The organism is Sulfuricystis thermophila (genome assembly GCF_004323595.1).
In the GTDB taxonomy this organism is placed as follows: domain Bacteria; phylum Pseudomonadota; class Gammaproteobacteria; order Burkholderiales; family Rhodocyclaceae; genus Sulfuricystis; species Sulfuricystis thermophila.
The window spans coordinates 597039-613773 of record NZ_AP019373.1 but is presented as its reverse complement, the minus strand read 5'-3'; the positions used below and the strand labels follow the sequence as shown (position 1 = coordinate 613773).

At 63.7% G+C, this 16735-nt stretch carries 14 protein-coding genes; all 14 read right to left on the bottom strand.

Going from position 1 to position 16735, the window contains the following annotated elements; all coding sequences use genetic code 11:
* A complete protein-coding gene (gene flhA, locus M52SOB_RS03130; protein WP_131110530.1) occupies positions 1-2091 on the bottom strand; it encodes a flagellar biosynthesis protein FlhA in 2091 nt (696 codons plus the stop codon).
* Positions 2091-3245, bottom strand: coding sequence for a flagellar biosynthesis protein FlhB (gene flhB, locus M52SOB_RS03125; RefSeq protein ID WP_131110529.1), 1155 nt, complete (start codon positions 3243-3245; stop codon positions 2091-2093). Before flhB ends, flhA begins: the two co-directional genes overlap by 1 nt.
* A 118-nt stretch (positions 3246-3363) precedes the next feature.
* Positions 3364-3792: an agglutinin biogenesis protein MshP gene (locus tag M52SOB_RS03120; protein ID WP_131110528.1), complete on the bottom strand. Its 429-nt coding sequence runs from the start codon at positions 3790-3792 to the stop codon at positions 3364-3366.
* The gene (locus tag M52SOB_RS03115) at positions 3789-4601 is read right to left on the bottom strand and encodes a type II secretion system protein (protein ID WP_131110527.1); all 813 of its coding nucleotides are present in this window, start codon (positions 4599-4601) and stop codon (positions 3789-3791) included. The genes M52SOB_RS03120 and M52SOB_RS03115 overlap by 4 nt, the downstream gene beginning before the upstream one ends.
* Positions 4598-5119, bottom strand: a complete 522-nt coding sequence (locus tag M52SOB_RS03110) for a prepilin-type N-terminal cleavage/methylation domain-containing protein (RefSeq protein ID WP_131110526.1) — start codon at positions 5117-5119, stop codon at positions 4598-4600. The genes M52SOB_RS03115 and M52SOB_RS03110 overlap by 4 nt, the downstream gene beginning before the upstream one ends.
* Positions 5109-5558, bottom strand: coding sequence for a GspH/FimT family pseudopilin (locus M52SOB_RS03105; protein WP_131110525.1), 450 nt, complete (start codon positions 5556-5558; stop codon positions 5109-5111). The genes M52SOB_RS03110 and M52SOB_RS03105 overlap by 11 nt, the downstream gene beginning before the upstream one ends.
* A gap of 3 nt (positions 5559-5561) precedes the next feature.
* Positions 5562-8978: a LamG domain-containing protein gene (locus tag M52SOB_RS03100; protein ID WP_131110524.1), complete on the bottom strand. Its 3417-nt coding sequence runs from the start codon at positions 8976-8978 to the stop codon at positions 5562-5564.
* A 90-nt stretch (positions 8979-9068) separates the two neighbouring features.
* Positions 9069-10994, bottom strand: a complete 1926-nt coding sequence (locus M52SOB_RS03095) for a chemotaxis protein CheA (RefSeq protein ID WP_172601732.1) — start codon at positions 10992-10994, stop codon at positions 9069-9071.
* 32 nt (positions 10995-11026) lie between these two features.
* Entirely contained in the window at positions 11027-11845 is an 819-nt protein-coding gene (cheZ, locus tag M52SOB_RS03090) for a protein phosphatase CheZ (RefSeq protein WP_131110523.1), read from the bottom strand.
* Positions 11846-11848: 3 nt separating this feature from the next.
* A complete protein-coding gene (gene cheY, locus M52SOB_RS03085) occupies positions 11849-12244 on the bottom strand; it encodes a chemotaxis response regulator CheY (RefSeq protein WP_131110522.1) in 396 nt (131 codons plus the stop codon).
* A 35-nt stretch (positions 12245-12279) separates the two neighbouring features.
* The gene (locus tag M52SOB_RS03080) at positions 12280-13221 is read right to left on the bottom strand and encodes a chemotaxis protein (protein ID WP_131110521.1); all 942 of its coding nucleotides are present in this window, start codon (positions 13219-13221) and stop codon (positions 12280-12282) included.
* 11 nt (positions 13222-13232) lie between these two features.
* A complete protein-coding gene (locus tag M52SOB_RS03075) occupies positions 13233-14201 on the bottom strand; it encodes a chemotaxis protein (RefSeq protein WP_131110520.1) in 969 nt (322 codons plus the stop codon).
* Positions 14202-14483: 282 nt separating this feature from the next.
* On the bottom strand, positions 14484-15704 hold the full coding sequence (locus tag M52SOB_RS03070) for a methyl-accepting chemotaxis protein (protein WP_131110519.1): 1221 nt from the start codon (positions 15702-15704) through the stop codon (positions 14484-14486).
* Positions 15705-15762: 58 nt separating this feature from the next.
* Positions 15763-16704, bottom strand: a complete 942-nt coding sequence (motB, locus tag M52SOB_RS03065; protein ID WP_131110518.1) for a flagellar motor protein MotB — start codon at positions 16702-16704, stop codon at positions 15763-15765.
* Positions 16705-16735 lie beyond the last annotated feature (31 nt).

Sequence of the window (16735 nt, the reverse complement as noted above, 5' to 3'; positions counted from 1 at the left end):
TCAGCTCTTGATGCCGATGACCGAGGTCACCTTGATCGTCTTGGTTTCCGGAATCTCGTTGTTGGCAAGCACCTTCAGCGCCGGCCAGGCACGCCGCAGGAAGCGCGCCAGCAACCAGCGCAGGTTGCTCGCCACCAGCAGCACCGGCGGCAGGCCCATCGCCTCCTGCTTCTGCGCCGCCGCCTGCGTCTCGTGCAACAGCGCATCGGCCAGCCCCGGCTCGATACCGGCTCCGTCCGCGCCGCCGGCCATCGCCTGGCCGAGCAAACGTTCGAGCCCCGGTTCGAGTGCGATCACGGCGAGCTCGCTGGCATTGCCGAAGATCTGCTGCACGATCGCGCGGCCGAGTGCAGCACGCACCTGCGCCGTCAGCTCGACCGGGTCCTGGCTGCGCGCGCCCTGCGCAGCGAGCACCTCGATGATGGTGCGCATGTCGCGGATGTTGACGCCTTCTTCGAGCAGGTTCTGCAACACGCGTTGCACCGTGGCCAGCGGCAGCAGCTTGGGCACCAAATCCTCGACCAGTTTGGGCGCCTCCTTGGCGATGTGATCGAGCAGCGCCTGGGTCTCCTGGCGGCCGAGCAATTCGGCGGCATGGGACATGATCAGATGGTTGAGGTGGGTGGCGATCACCGTGCCGGCATCGACGACGGTATAGCCCATCAGATGGGCCTGGTCGCGCAAGCCTGGTTCGATCCAGACCGCCGGCAGGCCGAAGGCGGGATCCTGCGTCGGCGTGCCGGGCAGGGTGCCGCTGACCTGCCCCGGATTGATCGCCAGACACATGCCAGGCCAGGCTTCGCCGTCGCCGATCTCGACGCCCTTGAGCGTGATGCGATAGGCATTCGGCTTGAGTTCCAGATTGTCGCGGATATGCACCGCCGCGGGCAGGAAACCGACCTCCTGGGCGAACTTCTTGCGCAGGCCACGGATGCGTTTGAGCAGTTCGCCGTTCTGGGCACGATCGACCATCGGGATCAGCCGGTAGCCGACTTCCAGGCCGAGCACATCGACGGGCGCGACGTCTTCCCAGCTCGCTTCCACCGCTTCCTCTCCCGCTGGCGCCACAGCAGGGGCGACGGCAGCCGCGGCAGCGCGCTCGCGCAGCAGCTTCTGCTTGTACCAGGCCAGCGTCCCGAGCACGCCGGCGAGCAGCAGGAAGACGAAATTCGGCATGCCCGGGATCACGCCCAGCACGCCGAGGATGCCGGCGGCGAGCCCGAGCACGATCGGCCGACCGAACAGCTGGCCCAGGAACGAGGTGGTGAGGTCCTTTTCGTCATTGACGCGCGAAACCACCAGACCGGCGGCGACCGAGATGATCAGCGCCGGGATCTGAGCCACCAGACCATCGCCGATGGTCAACAGCGTGTAGGTCTTCGCCGCTTGCGCCGCCGGCATGTCGTGCTGGATCATGCCGACGATCAGGCCGCCGATGATGTTGATCAAGAGGATCAGGATGCCGGCGATCGCATCGCCGCGCACGAACTTCGAGGCACCGTCCATCGAACCGTAGAAGTCGGCCTCCTGGGCGATCTCCTTGCGGCGCCGGCGCGCCTCGTCCTCGCCGATCAGACCGGCATTCAGATCGGCATCGATCGCCATCTGCTTGCCGGGCATCGCATCGAGCGTGAAACGTGCCGACACTTCGGCGATGCGCCCGGCGCCCTTGGTGATGACGACGAAGTTGATCACCGTCAGGATGATGAACACGATCAGGCCGACCGCGTAGTTGCCGCCGACCAGGAAATGACCGAAGGCCTCGATCACCTTGCCGGCGGCATCCGGCCCGGTATGGCCGTGGAGCAGCACGATACGCGTCGAGGCGACGTTGAGGGAGAGACGCAGCAGCGTGGTGACCAGCAGCACGGTGGGAAAGACCGAGAAGTCGAGCGGCTTCAGGGTGTAGAGCGCGACCAGCATCACCATCACCGACAACGCGATGTTGAAGGTGAAGAATACGTCGAGCATGAACCGCGGCAGCGGCAGCACCATCATCGACAGGATGAGGATGATCAGCGCCGGCGCGGCGAGGGCCTTGAGATTCTCCGGCCGCGCCAGGGTCTGCCAGTTGAGGGTCTGTGCCGCCATCAGTCAGCCGCTCCGGGATCGAGACCTTCCGGCACGGCCACCGCCGCGGGCGGCGCCGGCGGCAGCAGGCCGGCTGCCGCACCCTGCGTCATGAAGGCATTCAATTGATAGACGTAGGCCATCACCTCGGCCACCGCGGTGTAGAGCGCCGCCGGCACCGCCTCGCCGACATCGACGTGGCGATGCAGCGCCCGCGCCAGCGGTGGCAGTTCGAGCACCGGCACTTGATGCTGCTCGGCCAGTTCGCGGATCTTTTGCGCGACGAGGTTCATGCCCTTGGCGACCACCTGCGGCGCGCCCATCTTCGCGCTGTCGTATTTGAGCGCGACGGCGAAGTGCGTCGGGTTGGTGACCACCACGTCGGCCTTCGGCACCTCGGCCATCATGCGCCGCCGCGCGATCTCGCGCTGCTGGCTCCTGATGCGCGCCTTGAGCTGCGGATCGCCTTCGAGTTCCTTGAGTTCCTGCCTGAGCTCTTCCTTGGTCATCTTCAAACCCGTGTAGTAGCGCCAGAGCTGGAACGGCACGTCGATCAGCGCAATCACCGCGAGCCCGGCGACGAAACCGACGAAGGCATACAGGATCATGCGTCCGAACGACGGCAGCGCGGTTTCGATCGACAGGCCGAGCAGCGCGAACAGCTTGTCCTGCTCGTGCGCCACCACCCACCAGACGATGCCGCCCAACAGCAGCGCCTTCAACACCCCCTTCACCAGCTCGGCGATGCTGTGCCAGGAGAACATCCGCCCGAAACCCTTGAGCGGATCGAGCCGTTCCGGCTTGAAGGTCAGCGCCTTGGGCGAGAACACCCAGCCGCCGGTCAGCAGCACGGGAGCGAGCAGCGCGGCGGTGAGCGTGGCGAGAAAGAAAGGCGCCAGGGTGGTGAGCGCCTCCGAGCCCATCGCCAGCAGGCTCTGGCCGAGGACGTGGTCATCGAAGGCCGCGCGGCGATCGAGCGCCAGGCCCATGCGCATCACCTCCTCGCCGCGGCGCACGAACCAGCCCGACAGCCCCCACAGCCCGCCTGCACCGGCGGCCATGACGAGAAACGCGGTCAGCTCGCGCGACTGCGGTACCTGACCTTCCTCGCGTGCCTTTTCCAGGCGTCGCCCGGAAGGCGGTTCGGTCTTTTCGAGATCGCTTTCTTCAGCCATGGACGGTTCTTCCGATCATGGCGGCAATTATTGCCGGCAGGAACAGACGGCAATCAGCGAATAAACGGGGATTGCAGGGTCTTTCCTGGCCTGCGTGCCGTTGTGCCAGCGCCGAGTTTCAGAACGTGACCTGGATACGCCGCTCGATGTAGTGAGAACCCGGGTTGACCGTATTCGGGCAGACCCCGGCATTCGGCTGGTTGCAAGCGGTGGCGGTGAGCACGCGCACCGTCGGTCCACCGTGGCCGCCCGGATCGGACGTCGCGACGCAGGTCACGCTGACGGTGAATTCCGCCAGCGTCGCCGCCGGCGGCACGAAACTGCCCGTCGGGCAAGCCACACCGCCCTGCAGCTGCTGATACAGGCCCCACTCGACGCCGGCGCGCGCGGCCTGATAGGCGCGTGCCCCCTGCACGTCGAGGGTGGCGCCGATCTGCTGCTGCGCCGAGATGTTGAGGATGAAGGCGCCCAATGCGGCCAGCACGACGAGGATGAAGATCGCCGAGACGATCGCGAAGCCATCAGGTCTGCGCGGCGGGATCTTCATGGCGTGTTATCCACGTGGATCTGGTTGAACAGCGCGACACTCTCGCCGCCGGCGGTCAGCGTCAGGCGGATGTAGAGCAATCCGTTGCGACCGGTCGCATTGGCCTGATATTCGACATCGCAGGTCGCGTTCTGCGCCAGCAGCGCCTGGCTGCCGCCGGCAGGCACCGCCTGGAGGGCATTGAAACCATAGTTCCAGTGGCGCGTCAGATTGCCGGGGACGGCCTGCGGGCAGGCGTAAGTCACCGCGCGCACATTGCCCGGCACCACCTGGAAACGCGCACCGGGCGAGGGCAGCGGCGGCGACTGCGTGGCAAAGGGGTTGGCCGCCAGCGTCACGGTATTGCCGGCGATCGCAGCAACCTGCGCGCGGTTGTTGCCCACATAGGCGTCAGCACCGGGCACGCCGAGGTTATAGACGACGATGAAATCATTGACACTCATCGCCGGCCGGCTGCCGAGCACATCGAAACTCGTCGCCGCCGGGTTGGTGAAGCTCAGGAAATTGCCGCCGGTCGAGCCATCGGTCGGATCGCGGTAGCGGCCGCCGCTTTGCGTGATGATGAATTCGATGTAATTCACGCCGCCCGCACTCATCACGCGCAGGCTGTTCGGCAGCGCCAGACGCACATCGCGGGCGATGCGCCGCAGCGCGACATCGGCCACGTCGGTGAGTTCCGCGCGTCGCACCGTATCGGCATATCCCTCGACCGGATAGCGGATGAACACGGCGACCGCCGTCGCAACGATCGCGGTGATCGCGATCACCACGATCATCTCGACGAGGGTGAAGGCGCGCTGGCGTTTCATGGCAGGCCATTCGGTGCGTAACGGGTGCGATAACCCTGCAGCTCGACCGTCTCGCCGCCAGCCGTCACCGTGACGGTGATCAACAGTGCGGCATCGGCGGGAATGCCGTTCAGGCCGGCCTGCGCGACGCTCACATTCGCCGTGTAAGGCGCCGCGCCGCTGCCGGTGATGTTGGTGGTGGTCGTCAGCCCGTTGTAATCATTCACGTTATCGAAGGTGCCGCGCACCTCGCCCGCCTCGGGAGCGAGGTTGTTCTCGGCCACCGTGCAGCCGGAATAGCCAGTCGCCGTCGCCGCGTTCGCATCGTCGGGATCGCACCAGGTAAAGGGTTGCAGCCTCACCTCCTCGAGCAGTGCCTCGGCGATCGCCAGCGCCTGCTTGCGGATCAGCGGATCGGCGGAATGACGCACGGTCTGGTTGAGCACGGCCAGCACACCCGCCAGCGCGACGCCGATGATGACGATGGCGACGATCAGCTCGATGAGCGAGAGGCCGCGCTGGCGGCGCTCAATGCACATAGCCGCTCTCCGCTTCGATGACGATGCTGCCTGCGCCCCCCGACAGCGTATAGATCTTCGCCGCGTCCGGACGGCCGAGCGCATCGAAGATCACGGTATCGTTCGCCGGCGTCAATGTCACACCCGCCGGTGCCGTAAAACCATTCGTGCCCGAACCCGGCAGGGCGAGCGGCAGCCAGCCGGCAGCGCCCTCACCCTCCGGCGTTTGTGCCTGCCCATCGACCGTGAGGCCGCTATTGACGATGCTGACGCGCACCAGACGGCGCTGCGCCACCGCCGCCTTGCGCGCATATTCGAGCGTTGCGCGCACGCGATCACGATAGCCGATCTCGTCCCAGCCGCGCAGCAGATCCAGGCGCGGCAAGGCGACGACGGCGAGGATGCCGATGATGATCATCGTCACCACCAGTTCCACAAGCGTGAAGCCGCGCTGCGCCATGCTTCAGTAACGCTCGCGCAGGTAGATGTAAGGGGCTTTTGGCGAGCCGAGGCGCACGCGCGCGCTCGGGTCCTGCTGCCAGGGTGGGATGCCGCCGCAGGAAGCCGACCAGTCCCCCTGCAGCCAAGGCAGGTTCGCCGCCGTGCCGCCGTGAGCCGCATTGCACGACGTATCGCTGCCGGCAGCGTTGAGATTCGCCGCGATGTCATAACTGCCGGCGGGGGCCGTGTTGAAGGTAATGAAGCCGATGCCAGCGAAAAGCGCCCCGACGCTCGGCGCGGCCAGCCCGCCCGTGGCAATGTTCGCCGCGGCGAGGCTGGTGCACGTGTCGGCCGCATTCACCGTCCAGCGGCTGCCGTCCCAATACTCGACGCGATATTCGACGCGCGGCCTGAGCAATTCGGAGCCATAGTAATTGACGAGCCGCAGCCGACCGGAGCGCAGCGGCAGGCTGCCTTCGCTGCCGGTGGCGGAACTCGCCTCGCCGTCCGTCGCGCGCACCTTGAGCGTCGCGGGGGCGGCAGGCTTGCCGGCAAAGGTAAATTTCACGCTCTTGTTGGCCTCGCCCGCCGGAAAATCGCCTGCCGCCAAGCTGGCAGGGGTGAACGCTCCTGTCGCGCCATTGGCATCGGAAAGCGTTACCGTCTTCGCAAAGGCCCCGGCGTAATTCTGTGTCGTGCCGCCGCCGAGATTCTTCGCCGTCACGGTCAGCGGGAACGGCTGGCCGGAATAGGTGAAGCTGCCGCAGGCGGCGGTGGCTACGGTGTCGAAATGGTCCGGGATGAAGCGGCCGAAGAAATCACTGGCGACCGGATTGCCGATCATGCAACCGTATTTGCCGCCGACCAGCGTATTGGAAAAATCGTTGCTGCAGTCGTTCGGCTGATCGACAGCCGTGAATCCGGCGTCATACACCCCGCCAGGATCGAAGCGGAAGTAGCCGACCTCGCCATAGGCAAAGGCGGTACCGGTCGCACTGCCACTCGCCGGATCGGCAGCAGGGAAGCTGCCGCTCAGACTGCCGGTTGCCACCGACCCGGTGTGAGCAACCAGTTTCGAGCTATCGATCTGCGGAGTGCCGCCATAGCCGGGAACGGCCGTCGCGGTGAGCGAAAAGCTGCTGCCGGCCTTGATGGCCGGTGTGGCCGTGGTCGAGCCACCGCCGGCATCGGCATTGGCATTGCTCGATGACAGGGTAAAACCCGCGGGACGGATCGCGAAATTGTCGCTCGAACAGCCGACGACTGGAGTTGCAAGAGAGGCATCGGTCACCCGGCAACGCAGATTTGGATAAGCCTTGCTCACGGTCAGGCTGACCGTTTTGCGTCCCTGTTCGGTCGGCTGGCTGGTCTTTGCGAAGGTCAGGGTCGTGGTCACGGCCGGATTCAACGCGGCGCGGCTCACACAGGCTGCACTGCCGCTCCCATCGACCAATTCGACCGTCACCGTCTTGTCGGCATCGGCGGCATAGCTCGTCGCGCGATTGCCATTGACATCGACGGCGACGACATCAAAGGAGAGCGTCGCTCCGGCAAGCTTGGTGTACAGCGGATTGCGCGCCGTGGGGTTGGCGGTCAGATTCTGATATGGGAGACCGGATTCCAGACACTCGAAACTGCTCACACAGGGCGCAAAGGTGAGATTGGCATCGCAGGCATTTCCATAGGTGTAATCGGCGGCCGAGCAACTCGAGGCCACACCCGAATGCTCTGTGATGCTGCCAGAGGAGACGTCGATATTGAGCGTCTCAGCATAGGGGTTGGACAGCGCGAGGACGATGCGACTTTCGTTGGCGAAAGTATAGGTCGCCGTGCCCGGACCGGTATTCACCACCGCGTTGATCGCACTCACCGCCGACCAGCTGCCATGACCAGTGCTGGTCGAAATCGTCATCGTGCTCCCGGCGAGACTGAAAAGCGCATGATTGCCATCATGCGCCTCGATGGTCACCTGCGCCGCCCCACAACTGGCAGTGCCGTCATGGATGATGCGGAAGTGATCGAGTGCCGTGCACACCGGCCGCGTCAGCGCCATGTCGGCCTGGAATTGCGGGCCGCTGACGTCGATGGGATAGATATAGACTTCGTCGATCGTGCCGTTGGCGCCGTTAGGCGTTCCATTGTTCGGAGTAACACCACTCGTGCGATTGTCACCGATGTATATGGAGGACAGCGAAGGCAATGTGCCGTTGGTCGTCCCGCGTGCATAGGCGGCCAGATTGCCGTTGATGAAGATTTGCAGCAGGGTCTGATTGGTGCCTGGACGCACGTTCCAGGTGATGCCGATGTGCTGCCAGCTGTTGGCAGGAAAGTTTTGGCTGCCGGTATCGGCGGTGACGACCGTACCGGCACTGTCGGCGAGCGCGAAGCGCAACGCCCCCGTACTGCGTTTCATCAGGAAAAATGGTCGGTTGGCAACGGCCGTGGCATCGATGAGCATGCCATCCGCCACGTTCCAGGCGTTATTGGACCGGTACCAGAAATCGATCGAGCCGCTTTGCCCCGGCACGAGCGGTGTGGCCACCGCATCGATCACGGCATTCGATGTATTGTTCGTAAAGCTGCCACCCCGGCAGAGCTTGCCGGCAGCGATATTGGTCGCGTTGCCGACACGCTGCCCATCACGGGAATTCCCAGAGGTATCCTTGACTTCGGCAACGACTCCAGACCAGACGCTCTCGTCGAAACGATATTCCGCTGACTTGGTCGCCAGCTGGTTGGCCGGATACCAGAGAATCGCCGTGCCGTTGGTCGTGTCGATGAACTGCTGGTTGTAGGAATACTGCGTGTAATCCGTCGTCGTCAGCTGTACGCCAACGGTTGCATTGAGGCCGTTGCTTGATCCAGAGGTGTAACGAAATTCGAAATTCCCGTTGCTTCCTGCCGAGCTTTCATATAGCACCACCTGGAAGTTGTAGCGTGCCGTCTGGCCATAGAGCTTGACATTCACCCAGGAGATGACGAAGCGTCGGTTCGGTGCCGTACCGAGGAGCTCATATTTGACTGAGGCCCCGGTCGTGTTGTTGGCCGTGCCGGCGACGATGTCGATCCAGTAAGGCAGCATGAGATTGACCGGAACGGCATTCGGACATCCGGCAGGCGCGCCCCCCGCTGCTGAAGTAATGGGCAAAGCCTGGGGCGTGTAATCCCGGTGAAAGCCCGAGACGTCATTGCCGAACGCCAGTATTCCATTGGAGTAGATGCGCACCCCGGCATAGCTCGTCCCACCGAAGGTGAATTGGAATCCGGCCGGGAAACTCACATCCGCCCAGTCGTCGTCGCCGTTGGGATAATTGGTGCAGGCCGGTGCGGCGCCGCTCGTGTGCCAAGACACGAGCGTCGCGCTGGGCGATGGCAGGTCGTAGGAAAACGCCTGGTTGCGATAGGCGTAAGTAGCGGCCTGAACAGTACCGACCGGCAAGGAGACCAAAGAGAAGAATAAGGCCACCCAGCCAAGGAGGAAACGAAGAAAACTCGGCGCTGACGGAACGGCACCGCTGGTCATGAAGCGCTACGCCGCCGCCTGCTCCGGCGGCATCAGTGCGGAGCGCGGCACGCCACGGTGTTCGCCCAGATCGGCGAGCAGTTCTTTCATGTCGAGGATCAGCACGATCTGGCCGTTGGAGAGCGTCGTGACGCCGGCCACGCCCTTCGGTCGGAAGCCTTCGAGCGACTTGATCACCGCATCCTCGCGGCCCATGAAGCCATCGATGGCGAGGATGAAAGTGTGCTCGGCCGTCTGCATCAGCACGCCGTATTGCGGCACCCGCTCCGGCGCCCAGCCGAGCAGGTGGGCGATCGGGTAGATCGGCATCACATCGCCGCGCACCACCATCGTCGCACGGCCACCGACTTCTTGGACCTCGTCGATGCGAATCGGCAAAATCTCGCGCACCAGGGAGAGCGGCACGGCAAATGGCTGCTCGCCGAGCTGAACGAGCAGCACCGGCAGAATCGCCAATGTCAGCGGCAGCGAGATGATGAAGGTCGTCCCTTTGCCTGGCTCGGAGCGGATGTCGATGCTGCCGTTCAGTTTCTGGATGTTGGTCTTGACCACGTCCATGCCGACACCACGGCCGGAGACGTCGGAGGCGACATCCTTGGTCGAGAAACCAGGCAGGAAGACGAGCGCAAGGCTCTGGCGCTCGTCCATCGTGTTGGCCTCCTCATCGGTGATCAAGCCTTTTTCGAGCGCCTTGGCGCGCAAACGTTCCGGATTCATGCCCCGCCCGTCGTCGGCGACGATCAGCACGATGTGGTCGCCTTCCTGGCGCGCTTCGAGACGCACCTGCGATTTTTCCGGCTTGCCGGCGGCACGCCGTTCGGCGGGACTCTCGACGCCATGATCGACGGCGTTGCGGATCAAGTGAATGATCGGGTCGGAGAGATCCTCGATCATCGTCTTGTCGATTTCCGTCTCCTCACCGGCGAGCACCAACTCGACGTCCTTGCCGAGATTGCGGGCCAGATCGCGGGCGATGCGCGGATATTTCTGGAACAGCCGGCCGATCGGCTGCATACGCGTCTTCATGACGGCGTTCTGAAGATCGGAAACCAGCAGATCCAGCTGGCTCACCGTCTGGTCGAGCGCATGCAGGGTATCCGTATCGGTGCGGCCGTTGAGGATGTCGCTGCGCAAGGCGCTCAGGCGGTTCTTGGTCAGGCCGATCTCGCCGGAAAGGTTGAGCACCTGATCGAGCCGCGCGGTATCGACGCGGATCGTGGTGTCACGCGCCTTTTCGTCGGCGCGGCGGCCGGTGGGCGCAGCCAGCGCACCCGGCTTGTCGGTTGCACGACGACCCAGGGCATGCTGGATGATCTGTTCGGGCGTTTGCGGCGTCACGTCGGGCACGGCAGCTGCAGACGGCGCAGAAGTCGGCGCTGGTGAGACGGCAGCAGACGCAGACGCCTGCGCAGCCCCCGTAACGGCGCTGAACAGCCGTTCCCAGTCGGGGCCGCCGGCTGAGGTCGGGGCAGGTGCCGCCGCGGACGCGGATTCTGCGGCAGGCATCGCGGCGGGCGCAGGTGGCGAGGCCTTGGTCAGTTCGCCGGCGAGGGCCGCTTTCAGGTCGGCCAGCAGACGGGCATCGGCCGGCGCCGGCTGCACGCCGCCTTCCAACTGATGGAACATCTCGCGCACCCCCGCCGTGGCCGCGAGGATCACGTCCATGATTTCCTTGCTGACCGACATCGCGCCGTTCCTGAGCTTGTCGAACAGGTTCTCGGTGAGATGGCAAAGCGTCACCAGCTCGGTGGCGTTCAGGAAGCCCGCGCCACCCTTGATGGTGTGGAAACCGCGAAAGATGTCGTTCAGCAGTCCGACGTCCTGCGGATTCTTTTCGAGTTCGACGAGCTTGTTGTCGACCTCCGAGAGCAAGTCGGTCGCTTCGACCAGAAAATCCTGCAGCAGGTCTTCCATGCCGGCGAAGTCGCTCATTTCATTCCCCCCCTGCGGCGCCAAACGCCGCCTCAGAATCCCAAACTTTCCAGCAAGTCATCGACCTGCGCCTGGCTGGTGACCACATCGCTGCGCCCCGCAGCGTCGATGATCGGGCCATTCATCAAACCCGCCGGTGCGGCCGAGCGTTTCTCGGCTGGCATCGTCTCGATCAAGAGCTGCAGCAGCTGAGCCTCGACGTTCTCGACGATCTCCACGACCTTCTTGATCACCTGTCCGGTCAGATCCTGGAAGTCCTGCGCCAGCATGATCTCGTTGAGCTGGACATTGACGAGCGCGATCCGCTCCGGCGCGGCAGAGAAGAAGCTGCGCGTGTCGGCGGCCAGCTGCTTGAATTCCTCCACAGAGAGCTGGTTGGCGAACATTTTTTCCCAACGGGCTCCCAGCGCCTTGACCACGGCGGCCAGCTCGTCCTGCGCTGGCTTGGCGATATCGCAGGCGTTGAGCACCTTCGAAGCGGCCTGCTCGGTCATTTGCGCGATGTAGTGGAGCCGCCCTTGTGCATCTGGAATCTGCCGTGCGGTCTCTTCCAGGCTCTTGTCGAGGCCGAGCTCACATAGCGAGTCATGCAGCTTGCGGGCGAGATGGCCGATACGGTTGAACACGGCCTCGCCTTCCGCCGTGGGCGGAGGAGCTTCGGTCGCGGGCGTCGCGGCCTCGACTTGCGCGGCGACGCTGTCGAACAGCGCCTGCAGTTCGTCGGAATCGCCCGAGGCATCCGCTTCGGCAACGGCTGCGGCTTGAGGCCCCGCGGTGGCGGCGATACTGTCGAACAGCGCCTGCAGATCGGCCGAGTCGCCGGATTCGTCGAATTTGATCGGTCTGGCCATGCCTTACCACCCAAGCTTTTCGAAGATCTTGTTGAGTTTCTCGTTCAACGTCGCCGCGGTGAAAGGTTTGACGATGTAGCCGGAAGCGCCGGCCTGGGCGGCGGCGATGATGTTCTCCTTCTTCGCTTCGGCGGTGATCATCAGCACCGGCAGCGATTTCGTGGCCGGGTTGCTGCGAATCGTCTGCAACAGCGTCAGGCCATCCATGTTCGGCATGTTCCAGTCGGTGACGACGAAGTCGAATCCGCCGCCTTGCAGTTTCTGCCAGGCCACCGCGCCATCCTCGGCTTCCTCGACGTTGGTGAAGCCCAGCTCCTTGAGGAGGTTTCTGACGATGCGGCGCATCGTCGAGAAATCATCGACGACGAGGAACTTGATCTTGCTTGGGTCTGCGGGCATGAAACAGTCTCCAGGTGAAACTCGATGATTTACGGTCAGCCGTTCTTCGACTTGAGCAGCAGCGGGCGTAAGGTGTCGGCGAGCGCCTCGGAATCGAACTTCGCGACATAGGCATCGACGCCGACCGCCTTGCCCATCGCGCGGTTGGCTTCCGATGACAGCGAGGAGTGCATCACGACCGGGATGCCGGAGAAGCGTTTGTCCGATTTGATGTGCTTGGTGAGCACATAGCCGTCCATCTCCGGCATCTCGGCATCGACGAGGATCAGGTTGATCTCATCCTTGAGGTCACGACCCGCCTGCTGGGCATGGGCGGCCATGCCGGAAAGCCGCGTCCAGGCTTCCCTGCCGTTTTGGGCATGGCGGTGATGCACCCCCATACGGTCGAGCACCTCGATGATCTTCTTGCGCGCGATGGCCGAATCGTCGACGAAGAACACGTTGAATTCGTCGGCATCGCCGATGCGTTCGATCTGGCCGATCATCGCCTCACCGAAGGTATCGGCCATGATCTGTTCGACATCGACGATCGACACCAGCCGGCCGTTGTCGAGCTCGGTGATCGCCGTGATGTACTGATGCCCGCCGCTGGTGACCGATTCGGGTGCGCGCACCTTGTCCCAGTCGACGCGAATGATGCGGTCGACCTCGCTGACGAGGAAGCCGAGGGTGCGCTTGCTGTATTCGGTCACCATCATCGAGCCACCCAGACCCGACGGCGCATCGGCGAGATGCATCACCTTCGCCAGCGACAGCACCGGGATAACGTTGCCACGCAGACTGATCAAGCCTTCGACGCCAGGCGGCATGTGCGGTGTCTTGGTGATTTCCGGGGTTTTGCTGACCTCGCGCACCTTGAACACGTTGATGCCGAAGGTCTCATGCGTGCCGAGCGAGAAAAGCAGGATTTCCATGCGGTTTGAACCCGCCAATTGGGTGCGCGCATCGACGTTCTCGATCAGGGAGGTCTGATTCATTCCCTACTCCTTCAGGCTGCCTGGGACACGGGCTGATCGTTCAGCAACCGGCGACTGAGGGTTTCGGCCAGCCGCTGCGCCTCGAATTTCGGCACATACTCGTCGACGCCCACCGATCGGCCGAGCTGTTCGTTCGAACTCGATGACAAGGAGGAATGCATCACCACCGGAATGCCGGCGAAACGAGCGTCGGCCTTGATGTTCTTGGTGAGGATGTAACCGTCCATCTCGGGCATCTCGACATCGGTGAGCACCAGTTGCACCACGTCCTTGGTCTCCCGGCCGGTCGCCTCGGCATAGTCGGCGAGCTTTTGCAACTCCTGCCAGGCCTGCAGGCCGTTCATCGCAGCGATGCCGCGGATGCCGAGCGCGGTCAAGGTGCGTTCGATCTGGTTGCGCGCCACCGACGAGTCGTCGGCATAGACGATGGTGAGCCCTTCCTTGCCGAGCGGCTTGATCTGGGAATACACCGTTTCGTCTTCGTACTTGGCGGTTTCGGAAAGAACGCGCTCGACGTCGAGCAGCATCACCAGCCGGCCATCCTGCAGCTCGGTGACGGCGGTGACCAGCCCCCCCATGTGGGCGGTGAGCATTTCGGGTGGCACGCGCATCTTCGACCAGTCGAGCCTGAGGATGGTATCCACCGATTCGACGAGAAAGCCCTGGGTATGGCCGTTGTATTCGGTGACGATCATGATCTCGCGGGGCGTCTCTGTCTGCATGCCGATGAACTCGGAGAGATCGACCACCGGCACCAGCACACCGCGCAAGGACACCATACCCTTGACGGCCTTGGGCATGTCCGGTGCGGCGGTGATCGGCGGCGTCTTCATCACCTCGCGCACCTTGAAGACATTGATGCCAAAGGTTTCCGTGCGCCCCGTGCGTTCGTCCTTCCCCAACGAGAACAGGAGGATTTCCAGCTTGTTGGTGCCCGCCAGACGGGTGCGGGCATCGATGTTCTTGAGCAGTTCTGACATGAGGCAGCCTTTCGTCGCAAACGACAGCGAGGATGGTGGAAAGTTTACCGGCGCTCACCCGGGTTGTCGGCAGCTTAAGCTTGAGATATTACGCGTTTCTCGATACTTAACGTGAAATCCAAAGCAAAAAGTGCGTCGCCCTTCGTTTCCTTGACGGCAGCCAACACTCGCGGCAACGCCGCGCAAATGGGAACCCCCCGAGAGGGGGGCGAAGGGGGGCGGGTGTTTATTTTTGCGCATGGGGTTTTCATCCTCCGCGGGTGCCGATTGCCGGCATGCGCGTTAGACTCGGAAGCGGCGCAGGCTGGCTTCGAGTTCGAGGGCCAAGCCTTCGAGCTGTCGGGCCGCTTCGGCCATCTGCGCAGTACTGGCATCGCCGGCTTTCGCCAATGTGGCGATCCTTTCGACGTTCTCGCTGATCTCCCTGCTGGCCCGGCTCTGAACCTCTACTGCTGCGTTGATGCGGCCCATGCCGGCGGTCGTCTCGCCCACCGAGGCATTGACCTCGCCGAGACTCTCGGCAACGGTCTCGAGATACTCCTGCGAAGTGGCCAGCGCGGCGAGGCCATTTTCGAGCGTTTCACGCACCTTGGCGGCCAGTCGTTCGAGGTTGTGCGTCACGGCGTCGATTTCGCTCGCCGTGGTAGCGGATTTTTCCGCGAGGCGGCGCACCTCGTCGGCGACGACGGCGAAGCCACGGCCCTGCTCCCCGGCACGCGCGGCCTCGATCGCCGCATTCAAGGCCAGGAGGTTGGTCTGGTCGGCAATGTCGCGCACCTCGCGCGTCATACCGGAAATCGACGCGGCGCTGCTGATGAATTCACGCGCCGTCTCGGTCATCTCGGTGACGGCACCTTCGGCCTGGGCCAGTTCGCCGATCATGCGCGAGAGGCTTTCGTTGCCGGCCTGGGCGCGCTCGACACTCGCCGTCGCGAGACGCTCGACCTCGGCCGCCTGGGCAGCGATGTCGGCGATTCCCGCCGCAAGCCGGGACAGCGCCGCAGTCGTATCTTCCGCCGCGGCACTCTCTTCGTGTGCGCTATTTTGCAATTCGGAGGCAACGCCGGCGAGCTCGCTGGCCGCGCCATGCAAGCGCTCCGCCGTCGCCGTCAGATGCCCGGCCATTTCGGCCAGGCTCTTGCGCATTCCGGCTATCGCCGCCAGAAGACTTCCCTGGTCGTCGGTTGCAAGATCGATGCGCGTCGCCAGATCGCCGGCGGCGATACTCTTGACGATGCTGGCCACCTGCTGCGGTTCGCCACCGAGGAAACTGAGCAGCAGCCGCGCCAAATGCACGAAGGCGCCCAGTCCGATCGCCGAGGCGACGACGATGATGGCGATCATCCCGTTGCGCATCGCTTCCGCTTCGGTCAGCAGTTGTGGATTCGCTCGTCCGGCTGCATCGGCGAGCCGCAGGAACATCAGAAACGAAAAACCGTTGGCCAGCAGCGTCACACCAACCAGGACGGCCAACACCCCGTAGATGCGTTGTCGCAGTGTCATTCCCCTGTCCTCCTCATCCGATTTCCGATCGCCGCATGGCGTAATAGCCGCGCCGGATCTACTGGCGTGGCTGTGGTAAAGCCGCTTCCGGCGGTACCGCCGCGTCTCCGGTTACCGCCTCGACGGGTACTTCGCGTCCGTCGCTGAGAATCGCATCCTCGGTACGCTTGTTGAGGACGACGATACTGATACGCCGGTTGATCGCCGCCGTCGGATGCTCCTTGTCGAAAGGCACGGTCGAGGCGAAACCGACCACGCGCAGCACCTTCCGGTCGTCCAACCCGGCCGCCACCATCTCGCGGCGCGAGGCGTTGGCGCGATTGGTCGACAGCTCCCAGTTACCGAACCCTTTGTCACCTCCGGCATAAGGCGTCGCATCCGTGTGTCCGGACAGGGAGATTCGATTTTCGACGCGGTTGAGCAGCGGCCCGATTTCGCGCAGGATCTCGCGTGTATAAGGCTTGAGTTCGGAACTGGCCGAATCGAACATCGGCCGGTTCTGCTCATCGACGATCTGGATGCGCAAGCCCTCGGTCGTGATGTCGAGCAAGAGCTGGTTCTTGAACTGCTTGAGCGACGGGCTCGCCTCGATGAGCTTCTCGATGTCGTTCTTGAGCGCTTCCAGCCGTTCGCGTTCCAGCCGCTCGAAATCGGCCTTGAGCGCCTGCAGATTGATTTTCTTGGTTGGCGACTCGATCTCGCCCTTCTTCACCTGGCCATGCGTGCGTGTCAGATCCTCGCCGCCGCCCTGGATCACCGACGACGAATCGCCGGAGCCGGAACCGCCGAACAATGCGACTTTCAGCGGCGTCTGGAAGAAATCGGCGATGCCCTTGAGGTCGCCCTTGGTAGTCGAGCCCAACAGCCACATCAACAGGAAGAAGGCCATCATCGCCGTCACGAAGTCGGCATAGGCGATCTTCCAGGCGCCGCCGTGACCAGCGGCACCGCCCTTTTTTACACGCTTGACGACGATGGGCTGTTGGGAATCGTCACTCATCGCGGCTCATCCGAAAGTCGGCGCTGGCGGA

What these genes read in the sequence shown, in the direction of transcription:
- flhA (WP_131110530.1), bottom strand. Translation starts at nt 2,091, where the DNA reads ATGGCGGCACAGACCCTCAACTGGCAGACCCTGGCGCGGCCGGAGAAT.
- flhB (WP_131110529.1), bottom strand. Translation starts at nt 3,245, where the DNA reads ATGGCTGAAGAAAGCGATCTCGAAAAGACCGAACCGCCTTCCGGGCGA.
- M52SOB_RS03120 (WP_131110528.1), bottom strand. Translation starts at nt 3,792, where the DNA reads ATGAAGATCCCGCCGCGCAGACCTGATGGCTTCGCGATCGTCTCGGCG.
- M52SOB_RS03115 (WP_131110527.1), bottom strand. Translation starts at nt 4,601, where the DNA reads ATGAAACGCCAGCGCGCCTTCACCCTCGTCGAGATGATCGTGGTGATC.
- M52SOB_RS03110 (WP_131110526.1), bottom strand. Translation starts at nt 5,119, where the DNA reads ATGTGCATTGAGCGCCGCCAGCGCGGCCTCTCGCTCATCGAGCTGATC.
- M52SOB_RS03105 (WP_131110525.1), bottom strand. Translation starts at nt 5,558, where the DNA reads ATGGCGCAGCGCGGCTTCACGCTTGTGGAACTGGTGGTGACGATGATC.
- M52SOB_RS03095 (WP_172601732.1), bottom strand. Translation starts at nt 10,994, where the DNA reads ATGAGCGACTTCGCCGGCATGGAAGACCTGCTGCAGGATTTTCTGGTC.
- cheZ (WP_131110523.1), bottom strand. Translation starts at nt 11,845, where the DNA reads ATGGCCAGACCGATCAAATTCGACGAATCCGGCGACTCGGCCGATCTG.
- cheY (WP_131110522.1), bottom strand. Translation starts at nt 12,244, where the DNA reads ATGCCCGCAGACCCAAGCAAGATCAAGTTCCTCGTCGTCGATGATTTC.
- M52SOB_RS03080 (WP_131110521.1), bottom strand. Translation starts at nt 13,221, where the DNA reads ATGAATCAGACCTCCCTGATCGAGAACGTCGATGCGCGCACCCAATTG.
- M52SOB_RS03075 (WP_131110520.1), bottom strand. Translation starts at nt 14,201, where the DNA reads ATGTCAGAACTGCTCAAGAACATCGATGCCCGCACCCGTCTGGCGGGC.
- M52SOB_RS03070 (WP_131110519.1), bottom strand. Translation starts at nt 15,704, where the DNA reads ATGACACTGCGACAACGCATCTACGGGGTGTTGGCCGTCCTGGTTGGT.
- motB (WP_131110518.1), bottom strand. Translation starts at nt 16,704, where the DNA reads ATGAGTGACGATTCCCAACAGCCCATCGTCGTCAAGCGTGTAAAAAAG.